General features: G+C 69.5%; 14 protein-coding genes and 1 tRNA gene. 2 read left to right on the top strand and 13 right to left on the bottom strand.

The window, feature by feature from the left end; genetic code table 11:
• Window positions 1-102 precede the first annotated feature (102 nt).
• Window positions 103-951: a pyridoxal 5'-phosphate synthase lyase subunit PdxS gene (gene pdxS, locus NQK81_RS43695; protein WP_225949134.1), complete on the bottom strand. Its 849-nt coding sequence runs from the start codon at window positions 949-951 to the stop codon at window positions 103-105.
• A 206-nt stretch (window positions 952-1,157) separates the two neighbouring features.
• The gene (locus tag NQK81_RS43690) at window positions 1,158-2,576 is read right to left on the bottom strand and encodes an FAD-binding oxidoreductase (RefSeq protein WP_257486189.1); all 1,419 of its coding nucleotides are present in this window, start codon (window positions 2,574-2,576) and stop codon (window positions 1,158-1,160) included.
• 164 nt (window positions 2,577-2,740) lie between these two features.
• Here NQK81_RS43690 and NQK81_RS43685 point away from each other — a divergent pair, with 164 nt between their 5' ends.
• Window positions 2,741-4,849 carry an elongation factor G-like protein EF-G2 gene (locus tag NQK81_RS43685; RefSeq protein ID WP_257486188.1) on the top strand — a complete coding sequence of 703 codons (2,109 nt, stop codon included), beginning with the start codon at window positions 2,741-2,743 and terminating at the stop codon, window positions 4,847-4,849.
• Here NQK81_RS43685 and NQK81_RS43680 read toward each other — a convergent pair.
• The 6 genes from NQK81_RS43680 to NQK81_RS43655 form a co-directional block, all read right to left on the bottom strand.
• Window positions 4,843-5,304, bottom strand: a complete 462-nt coding sequence (locus tag NQK81_RS43680) for an XdhC family protein (protein WP_257486187.1) — start codon at window positions 5,302-5,304, stop codon at window positions 4,843-4,845. The genes NQK81_RS43685 and NQK81_RS43680 overlap by 7 nt on opposite strands.
• A 12-nt stretch (window positions 5,305-5,316) precedes the next feature.
• Window positions 5,317-5,799 (bottom strand): NUDIX hydrolase, encoded by a 483-nt coding sequence (locus tag NQK81_RS43675; RefSeq protein ID WP_257486186.1) that lies wholly within the window; start codon window positions 5,797-5,799, stop codon window positions 5,317-5,319.
• Window positions 5,796-6,941, bottom strand: coding sequence for a glycosyltransferase family 4 protein (locus NQK81_RS43670; RefSeq protein WP_126734628.1), 1,146 nt, complete (start codon window positions 6,939-6,941; stop codon window positions 5,796-5,798). Before NQK81_RS43670 ends, NQK81_RS43675 begins: the two co-directional genes overlap by 4 nt.
• 22 nt (window positions 6,942-6,963) lie before the next feature.
• Entirely contained in the window at window positions 6,964-7,881 is a 918-nt protein-coding gene (locus NQK81_RS43665) for a phosphatidylinositol mannoside acyltransferase (RefSeq protein ID WP_034307832.1), read from the bottom strand.
• Entirely contained in the window at window positions 7,878-8,519 is a 642-nt protein-coding gene (gene pgsA, locus NQK81_RS43660; RefSeq protein ID WP_257486185.1) for a phosphatidylinositol phosphate synthase, read from the bottom strand. The genes NQK81_RS43665 and pgsA overlap by 4 nt, the downstream gene beginning before the upstream one ends.
• A gap of 103 nt (window positions 8,520-8,622) precedes the next feature.
• Entirely contained in the window at window positions 8,623-9,165 is a 543-nt protein-coding gene (locus tag NQK81_RS43655; protein WP_257486184.1) for a MarR family winged helix-turn-helix transcriptional regulator, read from the bottom strand.
• Window positions 9,166-9,283: 118 nt separating this feature from the next.
• Between NQK81_RS43655 and NQK81_RS43650 the strand changes: the two genes are divergently transcribed.
• Window positions 9,284-9,826, top strand: coding sequence for a YceI family protein (locus tag NQK81_RS43650; RefSeq protein WP_034307837.1), 543 nt, complete (start codon window positions 9,284-9,286; stop codon window positions 9,824-9,826).
• Window positions 9,827-9,904: 78 nt separating this feature from the next.
• Here the strand turns inward: NQK81_RS43650 and NQK81_RS43645 are convergent, their stop codons facing one another.
• The 5 genes from NQK81_RS43645 to NQK81_RS43625 all read right to left on the bottom strand — a co-directional run bounded on the left by NQK81_RS43645 (window position 9,905) and on the right by NQK81_RS43625 (window position 15,838).
• Entirely contained in the window at window positions 9,905-10,441 is a 537-nt protein-coding gene (locus NQK81_RS43645; protein WP_257486183.1) for an HIT family protein, read from the bottom strand.
• On the bottom strand, window positions 10,438-12,465 hold the full coding sequence (gene thrS, locus NQK81_RS43640) for a threonine--tRNA ligase (protein WP_257486182.1): 2,028 nt from the start codon (window positions 12,463-12,465) through the stop codon (window positions 10,438-10,440). Before thrS ends, NQK81_RS43645 begins: the two co-directional genes overlap by 4 nt.
• Before the next feature lie 180 nt (window positions 12,466-12,645).
• Window positions 12,646-13,260, bottom strand: a complete 615-nt coding sequence (locus NQK81_RS43635; protein WP_257486181.1) for a malonic semialdehyde reductase — start codon at window positions 13,258-13,260, stop codon at window positions 12,646-12,648.
• A 108-nt stretch (window positions 13,261-13,368) separates the two neighbouring features.
• A complete protein-coding gene (locus tag NQK81_RS43630) occupies window positions 13,369-14,895 on the bottom strand; it encodes a sugar transferase (RefSeq protein WP_257486180.1) in 1,527 nt (508 codons plus the stop codon).
• A gap of 871 nt (window positions 14,896-15,766) precedes the next feature.
• Window positions 15,767-15,838: transfer RNA gene (locus NQK81_RS43625), tRNA-Val, on the bottom strand.
• Window positions 15,839-15,894 lie beyond the last annotated feature (56 nt).

The raw sequence follows: 15,894 nt of genomic DNA, 5'->3' as shown, positions 1-15,894 counted from the left end.
CCCTGGCCCGCTCGTCGGCGAACGCTCCCCTTTCTTGCTATCCACAGGAAACGGCCCGGCGCTCATCGATGAGCGCCGGGCCGTGTCCGCGGTCGAGTCGGCTTACCAGCCGCGCTCGGAAAGACGGTGCGGCTCCGGAACGTCGTCGACGTTGATGCCGACCATCGCTTCGCCGAGGCCGCGCGAAACCTTCGCGATGACGTCCGGGTCGTCGTGGAAGGTGGTGGCCTTGACGATCGCCTCGGCACGCTGCGCCGGGTTGCCGGACTTGAAGATGCCGGAGCCGACGAACACGCCTTCGGCGCCCAGCTGCATCATCATCGCGGCGTCGGCCGGGGTCGCGATACCACCGGCGGTGAACAGCACGACGGGGAGCTTGCCCTTCTCCGCGACCTCCTTGACGAGGTCGTACGGGGCCTGGAGTTCCTTCGCCGCAACGTAAAGCTCGTCCTCGGGGAGCGAGGAAAGGCGGCGCAGCTCCGCGCGGATCTTGCGCATGTGCGTGGTCGCGTTCGAGACGTCGCCGGTGCCGGCCTCGCCCTTGGAGCGGATCATCGCCGCGCCCTCGTTGATCCGGCGCAGCGCCTCGCCGAGGTTGGTCGCACCACAGACGAAGGGCACGGTGAAGGCCCACTTGTCGATGTGGTTCTCGTAGTCGGCCGGGGTCAGCACCTCGGACTCGTCGATGTAGTCGACGCCGAGCGACTGAAGCAGCTGCGCCTCGACGAAGTGGCCGATGCGGGCCTTCGCCATGACGGGGATCGAAACGGCCTCGATGATGCCGTCGATCAGGTCCGGGTCGCTCATCCGGGCGACGCCGCCCTGCGCGCGGATGTCCGCGGGGACCCGCTCGAGCGCCATCACCGCGACCGCGCCGGCGTCCTCGGCGATCTTCGCCTGTTCGGCGGTGACCACGTCCATGATCACACCGCCCTTGAGCATCTCCGCCATCCCGCGCTTGACCCGGGCGGTGCCGGTGAGCGAGGTGGTGGCCGTGTTCGTGGAGTCGTCAGACACTGCTGGACCTTTCGGAAAGCGCGCGAGGTGGGGTGACACCTCCGAGGGTAGGCCGCTTTTGGACCTCTGAAGCAGGCCAGTTCGCGGCGATTTCAGCAGTCCACTGGGTGATCTGGCCCGCACCTCTCCCCCGCGTTCCGTCAGCGGGCGAGGCCCTGCTCGAAGGCGAACAGGCCGTCCGGGTCGTACTTCCGGGCCACCCGCCGCAGGCGCGGCAGGCTGTCGCCGTAGTACGCCTTCGCCCACTCGGGCATCTCCGGGTCGATGTAGTTGACGTACCCGGCCTGCCCGTATTCCCGGCCGAGCTCGTCACGGACCCGGCCGATCACCTGGCGCGCGTACGCCTCGCCGCCGTCCAGGCCGCGGATGATCTGGACACTGCCTAGCGCGGACCGGTGCGGGAAGCACGACTCGCTCGACGGCACCCGCGCGATCGCGCCGCCGTACGCGTCCACGATCGAGTACAGCTGCGGATCGCTGCTCAGCAACGCGGCGAGCGCGTCGGGGTCGGGCACCGGATGGGTCAGCATCCGCGAAGTGGCCACGTACTCACCTCGCTGCGCGACCGCGGCGGGGAACTCGGCTTCCTCGGCGAAGGTCCGCATCGCGGCCAGGTGACCCTGCTCGGTCACCACGCGTTCGGTCGGCTGAACACCGACGCGGCGGACCAGATCGTCCAGCAACGGATTCACCTGCGCGGCGGTGCCCACGAAGCAGCCGCCGCAGTTCGCGGCCGTCGCGCCGAGCCCCATCCCGGCCCACAGTTCGTCCGGCATCGCGGGCTGCCACTCCTGCCAGGCCGCGACCAGCGCGGCCAGCGCGGCGGGCGGGAAGACCAGGCTGAAGTTCGCCAGCGTCCTGGCCGCCGCCGTCCGGAAGGTGAACGACGTGACGACGCCGAAGTTGCCCCCGCCACCGCCGCGCAACGCCCACAGCAGGTCCGGCGCCGTCTCCTCCGACACCAGGCGCGCCTTCGCGTCCGCGCCGACAAAGCGAACGGACTCGACGTTGTCGCAGGTCAGGCCGTACTTCCGGCCCAGGACCCCGATCCCGCCGCCGAGGGTCAGCCCGGCGATACCGACCTGGGGACAACTGCCGGCGGGCAGCGCGCGGCCCGCCGCGGCCAAGGCCTCGTACACCTGGCCGAGCTGCGCGCCCGCCCCGATCTCCGCCCGGCCACCGGGCAGGATCCGGACCGCGTTCAGCCGGGAAAGATCGACGACCAGCCCTTTGTCCACAATGGAATATCCGGCGTAGCTGTGCCCGCCCGAGCGGGCCGCGATCGGAATCCGCTGCCTGGCCGCGAAATCGACGCAGTGCCGGACGTCGTCCTCGGTCGCGCAGACCGCGACACCGGCGGGCAGCCGATGGTCGTAGAGGCTGAAGAACCCGAGCCTCTTTTCGTCGTACCCCGGGTCGCCGGGCCGGAACAGCTCACCGGTCAACCGGGCGCGCAACCGTTCCCACGGACCACCGCCACCGGGGATCCCCGCGGGCACCGCCGCCATCACCGGGACCGCCCCCGCCAGCCGCAACACGGTTCGCCTGTCGAGCTCCATCGCTCATCCCCCACCGTCGGATCCGCCTCCGGGTGTCCGCCATCGAGCATAACGGCGGGTCGACATTCGGGGGTTCCCTCGCCGGTCGCCTTGCCGCGACGCCCGTCGCGGGTGTGTGATCGAGGACACACCTGTACGCGGCATCGTGTGGTGAGGAGACCGGCATGGCCGACAAACAGAGCAAGAACGGAGACTCCGGGGCCGCCGTCGCTGTGGACGACCCGGCGAAGGTCCGCAACGTCGTCCTGGTCGGCCCGTCGGGATCAGGCAAGACGACGCTCGCCGAAGCGCTGCTCGCCGCGTCCGGCACGGTGACCAGGGCGGGCTCGGTGGTCGAGGGCACCACGGTATGCGACCACGACCCCGCCGCGGTCCGGCAGCAGCGGTCGGTCGGTCTCTCGGTCGCCCCGGTGCTGCATCAGGGCCACAAGATCAACCTCATCGACACCCCGGGGTACGCCGATTTCGTCGGCGAACTGCGCGCCGGGCTCCGCGCCGCCGACGCGGCGCTGTTCGTGGTCTGCGCGGCGGAAGGCGTCGACGCGGCCACGATCGCGGTCTGGGAGGAATGCGCCGCCGTCGGCATGCCGAGGGCGGTGGTCGTCTCCCGGCTGGACCATCACCGCGCCGACCCCGACGGCGAGATCGCGGCCTGTCAGGAGGCTTTCGGCGCCGGAGTCCTGCCGCTGTACCTGCCCGCGCGCGACGGGCTCGTCGGGCTCATCACGCGCCGCTACTTCGACTATTCGAACGGCTTCCCACCTCGGGTCGGCGAGCCGGACGAGGCCGATCTCGCCCGGATGACCGAGGCCCGTAACGAACTCATCGAAGGGGTCATCGCCGAGAGCGAGGACGAGTCCCTGATGGACCGGTACCTCGCCGGCGAGGAGATCGCCGAGGACACGCTGATCGCCGACCTCGAGACCGCCGTCGCCCGCGGGTCCTTCCATCCGGTGATCCCGGTGTGTTCGACGACCGGGGTGGGGCTCGCCGAAGTGCTCGACGGGATCGTGCGCGCCTTCCCCTCGCCGCTGGAGCACGTCCCGCCGGAGGTCACCTCCCCCACCGGCGAACCGCATGCCGGGCTCCGCGCCGATCCCGACGGCCCGCTGGCGGCGGAGGTGGTCCGGACCGCTGTCGACTCCTACGTCGGCAGGGTGTCCCTGGTGCGGGTCTTCTCCGGGACGCTCCGCCCCGAACGGCCGGTACACGTCTCGGGCCACGGCCTCGCCGAACGCGGACACGAGGATCACGACGCCGACGAACGGGTCGCGCATCTGTACTCGCCGCTCGGGGCGAACCTCCGCGAAGTCCCGTACTGCGTCGCTGGCGACCTCTGCGCCCTCACCAAGGTCGGCTCGGCGGAGACCGGTGACACCGTTTCCTCACCGGACGATCCGCTGATCATGAAGCCGTGGGCGATGCCGGAACCACTGCTGCCGGTCGCCGTCGTCGCGAAGACGCGCAGCGACGAAGACACCTTGGCGCGCAACCTTTCCCGGCTCGTCGCGGGCGATCCGACACTCCGGCTGGACCGCAACGCCGAGACCAACCAGCTCGTCCTGTGGTGCATGGGCGAGGCCCACGCCGACGTCGTGCTGTCACGGCTGCGTGCGGGAGGCGCCGACGTGGACACCGAGCCCGTCCGCATCAGCCTGCGTTCGACCTTCGCCGGGCCGGGCCGGGGCCACGGACGGCATGTCAAGCAGTCCGGCGGGCACGGCCAGTTCGCCGTCTGCGACATCGAGGTCCAGCCGCTGCCGAGGGGGTCGGGCTTCGAGTTCGTGGACAAGGTCGTCGGCGGCTCGGTGCCGCACCAGTTCATCCCGAGCGTCGAGAAGGGAGTCCGGGCGCAGGCACAGCGCGGGATCGTCGACGGCCATCCGCTGATCGACATCCGGGTGACGCTCGTCGACGGCAAGGCGCACAGCGTCGACTCGTCGGACGCCGCGTTCCAGACGGCGGGGGCGCTGGCGCTGAAGGAGGCCGCCGCGGCGGGCAAGATCGCGCTGCTCGAACCGCTCGAAGAGGTGGCGGTGCGGCTTCCGGACGAACACCTGGGCACCGTGCTGGGTGATCTCTCGTCCCGGCGTGGCCGCGTGCTCGGCACCGAATCGGGTGAAGGCGGCCGCACGGTCATCCGCGCCGAGGTCCCCGCGGTCGAGCTCCTCCGCTATGCGATCGACCTGCGTTCGCTGACTTCGGGAACGGCGACGTTCACCCGCAGGCACGCCCGGTTCGAGCCGATGCCGGAAGGGGCGGTGGCCTACTGAAACTCGAAGCCGCCCGGCCGCCCGTTCCGGTCGGCCAGCAGACCGGCCAGGGTGGCGACGGCGATCTCGGGCGGCGTGCGTGAGCCGATGTTCAGCCCGACCGGGCGATGGACCCGCGCGATCTCGTCGTCGGGGACGTCCAAAGCCTTGAGCGCGGCGACGTGCGGGCCCGCGTGGCGCGGATTACCGAGCACCCCGACCCACCGCGCCGGGCGCTCCAGCACGGCCTTGAGGACCTCGCCGAGCTCGGGCCGGTCGTGATCGGTGACGACGACGTCGGCGTCCGGGCCGAGATCCGGCACCGTCGTGAGGGCGTCCAAGCCGTCCTCGTCGTCGGTCACCCGTGCACCGTCCGGCTCGAACAGCACCGCCTTGTAGCCGAGATCCTTGCCGTAGCGCAGGAGGAACGACGCCACGGGCGTCGCGAACACCGCCACCAGCAGCCGCTCGCTCATGGATCCGTCCTCCTACAGCTCGGGTTCGGCGATCTCGAAGTATTCCGGAAGCCGGGCGGTCCCGGCGAGTCCGAAGTACCGGACCTTCCGCCGCCGCCGCAGATGCAGCGTGTCCCGGACGGCGTCGTTGTGCACGCGCCGCGCGATGACGACGCGGTGCTCGGCGTCGGTCAGCTCCTCGGCCAGCGGCGCCGGCAGGGCCGACCGGTCGACGCGCGCCAGCCTCAACGTCAGTTCGCTTTCCTCGGCTTCGCGATCCGGCCTCGGCGCCCGCTCGGCCCGCTCGCCCAGCGCGCGCAGCTCCTCGTCGCCCAGGATCGCGGCGGCCGCCCTGGCGACGACGGCGCGCCGCGCGAGGGCCGCGTCGAGCGCCGCCCAGCCCGCGTCCGTGCGGACGTGCAGCCGGTCCAGCCTGTTCGCCGTCGCGAGCAGGAAAAGCCCGCCCAGCACGACGATCACGGCGACAAGACCGCCGATCCACACCCAGGTCGTCATCGGCTGAACTCGCGTTCACCCGCTCCGACGCGCCGGGGATCGGCGGCGATCGCGGTCTCGTACACGCGCAGCACCTGCGTGGTGACCACGGACCAGTCGAACATCGCGACCCGCTCCCCCGCGGCCGCCGCCAGCGACACCCGCCGGGCCGGGTCGCCGAGCAGTTCGCGCAGGCCGTCGGCGAGTGCCGCCGCGTCGCCGGTCTCGGTCAGCATCCCGGCCTTGCCGTCGTCGAGCACCCGGCGGAACGAATCCAGCCCGCTCGCCAGCACCGGCGTGCCCGCCGCCATGGCCTCGGTGAGGATCATCCCGAAACTCTCGCCGCCCGTGTTCGGCGCGCAGTAGACGTCGACGCTGCGCAGCGCCCGCGCCTTCGTCTCGTCGTCGACCTGGCCGAGCAGGGCGATATGCGGCGCCAGCTCCGGCCCGGCCTCGCGGCGGAGCTGATCGGCGTCGCCACGGCCGACGACCAGCAGGCGCAGCTCCTCGAACTCCGGCAGCAGCATCCGCAACGCCTCCAGCAGTACTCCCATCCCCTTGCGGGGCTCGGTGTACCGCCCGACGAACCCGACCGTGCCGCCCGCGCGCGGGTAGCCGTCCAGCGGGAGCGCGCGGGAGAAGAAGTCGACGTCGACGCCATTGGGCACCTCCACCGCGTCGCCGCCGGCGTGTTCGACCTGGACCCGGCGGGCCAGCGCCGAAACCGCGATCCGGGCGGTGATCTTCTCCAGCAGCGGCCGCAGCACCGGCTGGAACGCCGCCAGCGTGCGCGAACGCGTCGTCGCGGTGTGGAAGGTCGCCACGATCGGGCCGTCCGCGACCTTCAGCGCCAGGAGGGAGAGGCTCGGCGCGGCGGGCTCGTGCAGGTGCAGGACGTCGAAGTCGCCGTCGCGGATCCACCGCCGCACCCGGGCGTAGGACACCGGGCCGAACTGCAGCCGCGCGACGGAGCCGTTGTAGGGGATGCCGAGCGCCTTCCCCGCGGGGACGACGAAATCCGGGACGTCGGAATCCTCGTCCGCCGGAGCGAGGACGGAGACCTGATGCCCGCGTGCCAGCAGCGCCTTCGCGAGATCGATGACGTGGCCCTGCACGCCACCCGGTACGTCGAACGAGTACGGGCAGACGATCCCGATCTTCATGACCCGCGCCTGAGCCATCGGCTCAGCTCGCTTCGCCGAGGGCGGCCTGTTCCCCGGCTTCGAAGTCGGAGAGCCAGAACTTCTGCATCATGTGCCAGTCGGCCGGATGCGCCGCGATGTCCCCGGCGAAGATGTCCGCCAGCGCCTGTGTGGCCGCCGGGACCTCGGACCGGTTCGTCACCCGGATCCGCGGGTGCAGCCGGATCTGCCAGCCGTCCTCGGTGAACCAGCAGCCTGCCGGGATCAGCGCGGCACCGGTGGTGGCGGCCAGCCGGGCGGGCCCGCCCGGCATCCGGGTCTGCTCGCCGAAGAACTTCACCGGTACGCCGGAGTTCGTCAGATCCCTGTCGCCGACCAGACAGATCGCCTTGTTCTCCCGCAGGCGCTTGAGCAGCACGCGCATCGCGGAGCTGTCGCCGGTCAGCGGGACGATCTCGAAGCCGAGCGATTCCCGGTAGGACACGAACCGCTGGTACAGCGACTCGGGTTTCAGGCGCTCCGCGACCGTGGTGAAACCGCCGAGGTAGTCCGCCAGCCAGACGCCGGCGGCGTCCCAGTTCCCGCTGTGCGGCAGCGCCATCACCGCGCCGTTGCCCTCGGCGAGGGCGGCGTCGAGGTTTTCCACGCCGGTGATCGACTGGGCGACCTTGCGGCTGACCTCCTTGTGGTCCATCGAAGGCAGCCGGAACATCTCGTGCCAGTAGCGGGCGTAGGAGCGCATCGCGCGGCGGGTCAGCTCGTCGAGTTCGACACCGTCGGCCTGCGGTACGACCCTGGCGAGGTTGCGGCGCAGCTGGCGGACGCCGCCGCCGTCCCGCCGGACGGCCAGATCGGCGCCGAGCCCGAAGGTCACCGCGCCCGCCGACTCCGGCAGCCAGCGCGCGAGCCGCCAGCCCGCCGCGTACCCGAAGTCGCTGAGCCGCTGGGAGAACCCGCTCATGCCCCGCCCTCCGCGGGGGGTGGCCCGGCCGCCTTGGCGGCCCTCGCCGCCTTGGCCACCGCGGCCGTCCGCTGCAGCAGGGTGATCACCGAAAGCACCGCGAGCAGCCAGAGGGTGATGTCCACGGTGTACGGAACGCCCAGACCGTGCAGTCCGGTTCCCACGAGGGCGATGATCAGGCGTTCCGCGCGTTCGACGAGCCCGCCGTCCGCCTCCAGCCCGGAGGCCTCGGCGCGGGCCTTGACGTACGAGATGACCTGCGCGAGCACCAGGCAGATCAGCGCGGCGGCCGCGGCCGGGCGGTTGTCGTCGTGGACGAAGCACCACCACGCGATCGCGGCGAACAACGCGCCGTCGACCAGCCTGTCGCAGGTCGCGTCGAGGACGGCCCCGAACGCCGTGCCGTACCCGCGGGCGCGGGCCATCGCGCCGTCGAGCAGGTCCAGCATCGCGAAGCCCCAGACGGTGAAGGTGCCCCACAGCAGCATGTCGTTGGGAAAGAACCCGAGTGCGCACAGCACCGCCCCGGCCGTGCCGATGACGGTCATCGCGTTCGGGGTCAGACCGGCGCGCACGAGCACCTTCCCCATCGGGTCGGTGACGCGGGAAACGGAGGCGCGCGCGAAAATGTTGAGCATCGGTTCTTCAGGTGCACCTAAGCAGCAGGGTCGGGTGGCCGCCCGAAGCCTATCCACCCGCACCGACACCCGTCGTCGCGCCCGCCCCCGGACCGGGTTCCGGTCAGTCCGCTTTGGCCAGTTCGGCCGAGTCCTCGAGGTCCGCGAGGGTCTCTTCCCGGAGCGCCAGTTCCGCCTCGGCGGCGGCGCATTTCGGCGACAACCGCCCCAGGACGGCGGCGCTGATCTCGCCGAGTGCCTTCACCTGTTCGGGGGTCAGCGGGTCGAAGAGGCTCTCGCGGACGGCCTCGACGTGCCCGGGCGCGGCCTCCTCCAGCGCGGCGAAACCCGCGGGAGTGAGCACCGCCCAGGAGCCGCGTTTGTCCGTGGGACACGACTCACGGCGCACCCAGCCGTTCGCCTCGAGCCGCGCGACCGCGTGGGAGAGCCTGCTGCGCGACGCCTTGCGCGCGTCGGCCAGTTCGCTCATCCGCAGCCGCCGGTCCGGGGCCTCGGACAGGGCGACGAGCACTTCGTAGTAGGTGTGGGGCATGCCCGCCTCGTGCTGAAGCTGGCCCTCCAGGTGCGCTTGCAGCATGCGCGTGGCCGCGGAGAAGTCGCGCCAGACTTTTTGCTCCTCGTCGGAGAGCCATCGGGGTTCGGACATGCCACCCATTCTACCCCTGGTTGAACGCTCAACCAAATTGCGCTACAGTCATGGTTGAGCGCTCAACCAGACGAGGGTTCACCACGAACGCACCCAGACTTTTTGGAGATCGACTTTCATGACCACCACCGAGATCCCGGGCTACGTCGCAGGCAAGTGGACGATCGACACCGCCCACTCCGACATCGCCTACACCGTGAAGCACCTCGGCCTGGCGAAGTCCCGGGGCAACTTCACCGCCTTCACCGGTGAGGTCGTCACCGCCGACAACATCCTCGACTCGTCGGTCACCGTCGAGATCGACGCCTCGTCGGTCGCCAGCGGTGTCGACGGGCGCGACACGCACCTCAAGTCCGAAGACTTCTTCCACGTCGACGAGCACCCGGTCATCACGTTCCGCTCCACCGGCATCCGCGAGGACGGTGGCGACTACGTCATCGACGGTGAGCTCACCTGGCGCGGCAAGACCGTCCCGGTCTCGCTCGAGGCGGAGTTCAACGGCATCGGCACCAACCCGGCCAACGACAACGCCACCACCCTCGGCGTCTCGGCCACCGCGACCGTGAACCGTCGCGACTTCGGCATCGGCCCGGAGGGCAACGCCTTCCTGTCCGAGAAGGTCAAGATCGACATCGAGCTGCAGGCCGCGCTCAACGCCTGAGGCACCGCGCGTGAAGGCCCCCTTCCCTCGGCTGAGCCGAGGGAAGGGGGCCTTCACGCGCTTCACAGCCCAGGCGACCTACCAGGCATCCGCGAGCAGTTGCCGGGTCTCCCCCAGCAACTGCGGCAGCACCTTCGTATGCCCGATCACCGGCATGAAGTTCGCGTCGCCACCCCACCGCGGCACCACGTGCTGGTGCAGATGCGCGGCGATCCCCGCGCCGGCGATCACGCCCTGGTTCATCCCGATGTTGAACCCGTGCGCCGACGAAACCTCACGGATCACCCGCATCGCGTGCTGGGTGAACTCCGCCACCTCGACGGTCTCGTCCGCCGTCAGGTCCGTGTAGTCCGCGACATGGCGGTACGGCACCGCCATCAGGTGACCGGGGTTGTACGGGTACAGGTTCAGCACCACGTACACGGTCTTCCCGCGCGCGATGATCAGCGCGTCTTCGTCACTCTTCCCGGGAAGATGGCAGAACGGGCAGCCCTCATCGGGCTTCTTCGACCCTTGCACGTAGGCGAGCCGGTGCGGGGTCCACAGGCGCTGCAACGCGTCCGGGACCCCCACACCGTCCTGTCCGACGACTTCAGGGCCATCGGGGCCCGTCACCGGAGTACCGCCTCCAAGCCCGCCACGGTCGGCGAAGCGTTCTCGCGGCGCTGGACCCAGCCGGCGATCGCCTCGACCGCGTCCGCCACTGGGACACCGTTGATCTGGCCGCCGTCGCGGAACCGGAACGACACCGCGCCCGCCTCGACGTCCTTCGCGCCCGCCAGGAGCATGAAGGGCACCTTCTGCGTGGTGTGGGTGCGGATCTTCTTCTGCATCCGGTCGTCGCTCGCGTCGACGTTGACCCGGATCCCCTTGGCCCGCAGCGCCTTCTCGACCCCGCGCAGGTGCTCGACCTGGTCCTCGGTGATCGGGATGCCGACCACCTGGACCGGCGACAGCCACGCCGGGAACGCGCCCGCGTAGTGCTCGGTCAGCACGCCGAAGAACCGCTCGATCGAACCGAACAGCGCGCGGTGGATCATCACCGGGCGCTGACGGCTGCCGTCGCCCGCGGTGTATTCCAGCTCGAACTTCTCGGGCAGCATGAAGTCCAGCTGGATGGTCGACATCTGCCAGGTGCGGCCCAGCGCGTCCTTCGCCTGCACGGAGATCTTCGGCCCGTAGAACGCGGCGCCGCCCGGATCCGGCACCAGCTCCAGCCCGGAGTCCACGGCGGCGGTGCGCAGCACCTCGGTCGCCTCGGCCCAGACCTCTTCGGAACCGATGTACTTCTCTTCGTTCCGAGTGGACAGTTCGAGGTAGAAGTCGTCGAGACCGTAGTCGCGCAACAGGTTCAGCACGAAGTCCAAAAGGGACTTCAGCTCACCTGGGACCTGCTCCAGGGTGCAGAAGATGTGCGCGTCGTCCTGCGTCATACCGCGCACGCGGGTCAGGCCGTGGATCACGCCGGACTTCTCGTAGCGGTACACGGAGCCGAACTCGAACATCCGCAGCGGCAGTTCCCGGTAGGAACGCCCGCGCGAACGGAAGATCAGGTCGTGGAACGGGCAGTTCATCGGCTTGAGGTAGTAGTCCTGGCCGGGTTTGCGGACCGAACCGTCCTCGTTGTGCTCGGCGTCGAGGTGCATCGCCGGGTACATGCCGTCGCGGTACCAGTCGAGGTGACCGGAGGTCTCGAACAGCGCGCCCTTGGTGATGTGCGGCGAGTAGACGAAGTCGTACCCGGCTTCGACGTGCCGCTGGCGCGAGTAGTTCTCCATCTCCTGCCGGATGATCCCGCCCTTGGGGTGGAACACCGGCAGCCCCGAGCCGATCTCGTCGGGGAAGGAGAACAGGTCCAGCTCGACACCGAGCTTGCGGTGGTCACGCCGCTCGGCCTCGGCCAGGCGCTCCAGGTAGACGTCCTGCGCCTCGGCGGATTCCCAAGCGGTGCCGTAGATCCGCTGCAGCTGCGGGTTCTTGTCGTCACCGCGCCAGTACGCGGCGGCGACGCGGGTGAGCTTGAACGCCGGGATGAACTTGGTGGTCGGCACGTGCGGGCCGCGGCAGAGGTCGCTCCACACGCGCTCCTTGGTGCGCGGGTCGAGGTTGTCGTAGATGGTCAGCTCGCCGCCGCCCACCTCCATCACCTCGGAGGTGTCCACTGTGGAGTCTTCGGACTTGATGTCCACGAGTTCCAGCTTGAACGGCTCGTCGGCCAGTTCCTTCTTCGCCTCGTCGACCGAGTCGAAGACGCGGCGGGAGAACTGCTGCGCGCCCTTCACGATCTGCTTCATGCGCTTTTCGAGCGCCTGCAGGTCTTCCGGGGTGAACGGGGTGTCGACGGCGAAGTCGTAGTAGAAGCCGTCCTTGACCGGCGGCCCGATGCCGAGCTTGGCCTGCGGGAACTGCTGCTGCACGGCCTGGGCGAGCACGTGGGCGGCCGAGTGACGGATGACGCTGCGGCCGTCCTCGGTGTTCGCCGCGACGGCTTCGACCTCGACCTCGGACTCCGGGGCCCAGGAAAGGTCGCGGAGGTCGCCCTCGGCGTCGCGCACGACGACGATCGTGTCCGGCCCCTTGGTCGGCAGCCCTGCTTCGCGGACCGCGGTGCCCGCCGTAGTGCCGGCCGGTACCACCACGCGAGGGGCGGTTGCGGCTGCTACTGACGACGGCTGGGACACGATGGACTCCTCGCGATGAAGGCGGATGTTTCGTGTGATGTTAGTCGTCACCCACCGCGCGGCTCACGCGCATTACCCCAAGCACCACGAAGGCCTCCTTCCCATCGGAAGAAGGCCTTCGCGTACCGGGGAACGAGGTCAGACGGTCTCGACGACCTCGTCGAAGTCCAGCCGCGGCAGGCGGTCGAACCAGGGGTTCTCGCCCGGCTTGCCGACGTTGATCACGACGAGGGACTTCCACGGCTTGTTCGCGAAGAACTCCTTGTCGATGCCCTCGGCGTCGAAGCCGGTCATCGGGCCGGCGGCCAGCCCGGCGGCGCGCACACCGATGATGAAGTAGCCGACCTGCAGCAGCGCGTTGAGCTTGGCGGTCTCGACGCGGCCCGCCTCGTCGGCGAACAGGTCCTTGGCGCCCGGGAAGTGCGGGAACGTCCGAGGCAGGTTCTCGTGGAACTCGGTGTCGGCGGCCAGCACGACCGTCACCGGCGCGGCCTCGGTCTTGGCGCGGTTGCCCTCGGACATCAGCGGGGCGAGGCGCTTCTTGCCCTCTTCGGTGCGGATCACCAGCGCGCGCAGCGGCTGGTTGTTCATCGACGTCGGCGCCCACTTGACCAGCTCGTAGATCGCGCGGATCTGCTCGTCGGTCACCGGCTCGTCGCTGAAGCTGTTCGCGGTGCGGGCCTCGCGGAACAACAGGTCCTGAACGTCCTGCGGGAGGTTCAAGGCTTCGGTCGGCTCAACGCTGGTGGTCATGGGTGGATCTTCCTTCCGTACGCGTCCTGTACCCGTCCCAACCTAGTTGAGCGCTGAACTATTTCTCGCTCAACTATCTCTTCGTGTGGGTACGGTCACAGAAACGCGTCAGTAGGCACCTCGCCCCTGCACCACGGCACGGAAGGTCTTCCACAGGATCACCAGATCGAGGGCGAGCGACCAGTCCTCGACGTAACGCAGGTCGAGGCGGATGCTCTCGGCCCAACTGAGGTCGCTGCGGCCGCTGACCTGCCACAGCCCGGTCAGCCCCGGCTTGACCAGGAGACGGCGGCGCGCGTCCGGAGCGTACTTCGCGGTCTCCTCGGGCAGCGGCGGGCGAGGGCCGACGAGCGACATGCGCCCGCTCACGACGTTGAACAACTGCGGCAGCTCGTCGAGGGAGTACCGGCGAAGCAGTCCACCGACCCGGGTGACCCTCGGGTCCTTCCGCATCTTGAACAACGGGCCCGCGCCTTCGTTTTCCGCCTGGAGTTCCCGCTTCAGCTTGTCGGCGTCCGTGACCATCGTGCGGAACTTCAGCATCGTGAAGGTGTGACCGTCGCGGCCGACGCGGCGCTGCCGGTAGATCACCGGGCCGCGGTCGTCGAGCCGGATCGCGACCGCGATCACCAGCAGCAACGGGGAAACGAGGGTGAGGAGCAGGGCGGAACCGAACCGGTCGAGCGCCTCCTTCACCAGGCGGCGGCCGCCGGTGAACATCGGCGCGGTGACCCGCAGCAGCGGCATGCCGAGCACGCCGGAGACGTTCAGCCGGGGACCGGCGACCTCCATCAGCATCGGCGCCACCACCATCTCGGCCGAAGTGCCTTCGAGATCCCAGGCGAGCCGCTGCAGGCGTTTCGGGTTCCAGTGCTGGTCGGCCGTCACGGCGACCACCCGGTAGCCGCCGCGGCGGACGTGGCCCGCGAGATCGTCGAGCTTCCCGACGACCGGGACGCCTTCCACCTCGCCGCTCCCCCGTTCCGCGCCGGCACCGGAATACGTGCAGACGGCTTCCACCCGCCAGCCGACATGAGGATCGGCCTTGGTGCGCGCGATCAGATCGGCGACCGTGTCGGGGCTTCCCGCCGCGAGCACCGGCAGCAGGCATTCACCGAGCCGCCTGCGCCGGTGCAGCACCTGTCTCAGCGCGTACCGCTGCAGGAACATGAAGACGGAGATCATCGGGACGACGATGAAGACCCACGGCTGCACGGCGAGCGCCCCGAAGAGCAGGCCGCCCAAGGCGACCAGAACAGCCGTGGTCACCAAGCCGCGCCCCAGCGTCCGGTACTCCTCCGCGCCCTCGCCCAGCACACGCGGACTCCAGGCACGGCAGACCGACAGCCCGAACAGGAAGGCCGCGGCGGTACCGAGCGCGTGCATGTCGTGCGGATCGGATCGATCGATCAAGAAGGCGCTCATCACGATGAGCACGAAAGCGGTGAAAACGTCACTGCCGATGACCCAGGCGCGGTAGCGCGATTCCCAAGCCGCGTATGGCGGCCGTGCCGACATCGTGTCGACCGCGGCGGCATGGCCCGCATCCCGTTGCGGGGGAAGCGGGATCGACTGAAGGTCGATGTGCTGCGGCGTCCCGTTGACGGTGGACGACGGCCGCACCGACTCTTCCATCAGACCTCCCGGAGAGGGGATTCCCGAACGCCGGATCAACACGCTGAGTAAATGAGAGTGATCTCGAAGAGTGATCGATTCTCAAGGTCTCTCCGCGGCCGATGGGGCGACACACGCCAAGGTATCGGCCACTCTCCGGCCATCGTTACAAGGATTTCCAGCCACACCCTTGGCGAGCATCCGGCAAATGAATGCCGTGTCGATAACAACATGATGACGATGCGTAATAGACCGTATCCTGCGAACAACTACTCAAAGTAGTCACGAATTCCCCTGTCTCGCGGCCACTTGGAGCACTGCCTCCCCGATCGGCCGAACAGCCCCGAAAACTCCACAGTGGACTGTTCCGGCGAGTCGATCTCCGGTCGGTCCACTGTGGATTTCACGACCCCGGCGGAGGGGCGGCCGCCCGGCGCGCCCACCGCGAGCCGACCTACCTTGTCAATCGGTCACCGGAGTGGCGTTTCGTCACATCACGTCAGCATCACGGCGACTCCGCCGCCGCGGCCGGACGGGTGAGCCGCCCGGCCATGTCCCACATCACCTTTCTCGTGGTCTGGACCTTTCGGCGGACACTTCGTGCCGAGGATCACAAAGATGTCTCAATGGCCGGATCGTGCGACATTTTCACGACGTGACACGCGATCCCCGGCGAGTGTCCACACCGGCCGCAACGAGAGGCTTCGGAGATCGTCGAACCGTGACCGGCGGTCAGGCGGGCGGATTCGGCCGCGCCGGTGGCGCCGCCCGGGACGGCAGAAGTACCGCCCCCACACAACCCGCGTCCGACCTGGGGATCGACTGCCGCCGGACGGCGCACCCCCGAGAATGAATCAAGGCCCCGGACCATCGGTCCAGGGCCTTCATCCGGTGGGCGATACTGGGATCGAACCAGTGACCTCTTCGGTGTGAACGAAGCGCTCTCCCGCTGAGCTAATCGCCCGCTCGCGGTGTCCGGCAGACTCTACCCCACGACTTTAGGGGGCCTGCAAACGGGTG

This window comes from Amycolatopsis roodepoortensis (assembly GCF_024628825.1).
GTDB lineage: Bacteria > Actinomycetota > Actinomycetes > Mycobacteriales > Pseudonocardiaceae > Amycolatopsis > Amycolatopsis roodepoortensis.
This window is presented reverse-complemented; position numbering and strand designations above follow the sequence as displayed.

What these genes read in the sequence shown, in the direction of transcription:
- pdxS (WP_225949134.1), bottom strand. Translation starts at nt 951, where the DNA reads ATGGCGGAGATGCTCAAGGGCGGTGTGATCATGGACGTGGTCACCGCC.
- NQK81_RS43690 (WP_257486189.1), bottom strand. Translation starts at nt 2,576, where the DNA reads ATGGAGCTCGACAGGCGAACCGTGTTGCGGCTGGCGGGGGCGGTCCCG.
- NQK81_RS43685 (WP_257486188.1), top strand. Translation starts at nt 2,741, where the DNA reads ATGGCCGACAAACAGAGCAAGAACGGAGACTCCGGGGCCGCCGTCGCT.
- NQK81_RS43680 (WP_257486187.1), bottom strand. Translation starts at nt 5,304, where the DNA reads ATGAGCGAGCGGCTGCTGGTGGCGGTGTTCGCGACGCCCGTGGCGTCG.
- NQK81_RS43675 (WP_257486186.1), bottom strand. Translation starts at nt 5,799, where the DNA reads ATGACGACCTGGGTGTGGATCGGCGGTCTTGTCGCCGTGATCGTCGTG.
- NQK81_RS43670 (WP_126734628.1), bottom strand. Translation starts at nt 6,941, where the DNA reads ATGAAGATCGGGATCGTCTGCCCGTACTCGTTCGACGTACCGGGTGGC.
- NQK81_RS43665 (WP_034307832.1), bottom strand. Translation starts at nt 7,881, where the DNA reads ATGAGCGGGTTCTCCCAGCGGCTCAGCGACTTCGGGTACGCGGCGGGC.
- pgsA (WP_257486185.1), bottom strand. Translation starts at nt 8,519, where the DNA reads ATGCTCAACATTTTCGCGCGCGCCTCCGTTTCCCGCGTCACCGACCCG.
- NQK81_RS43655 (WP_257486184.1), bottom strand. Translation starts at nt 9,165, where the DNA reads ATGTCCGAACCCCGATGGCTCTCCGACGAGGAGCAAAAAGTCTGGCGC.
- NQK81_RS43650 (WP_034307837.1), top strand. Translation starts at nt 9,284, where the DNA reads ATGACCACCACCGAGATCCCGGGCTACGTCGCAGGCAAGTGGACGATC.
- NQK81_RS43635 (WP_257486181.1), bottom strand. Translation starts at nt 13,260, where the DNA reads ATGACCACCAGCGTTGAGCCGACCGAAGCCTTGAACCTCCCGCAGGAC.
- NQK81_RS43630 (WP_257486180.1), bottom strand. Translation starts at nt 14,895, where the DNA reads ATGGAAGAGTCGGTGCGGCCGTCGTCCACCGTCAACGGGACGCCGCAG.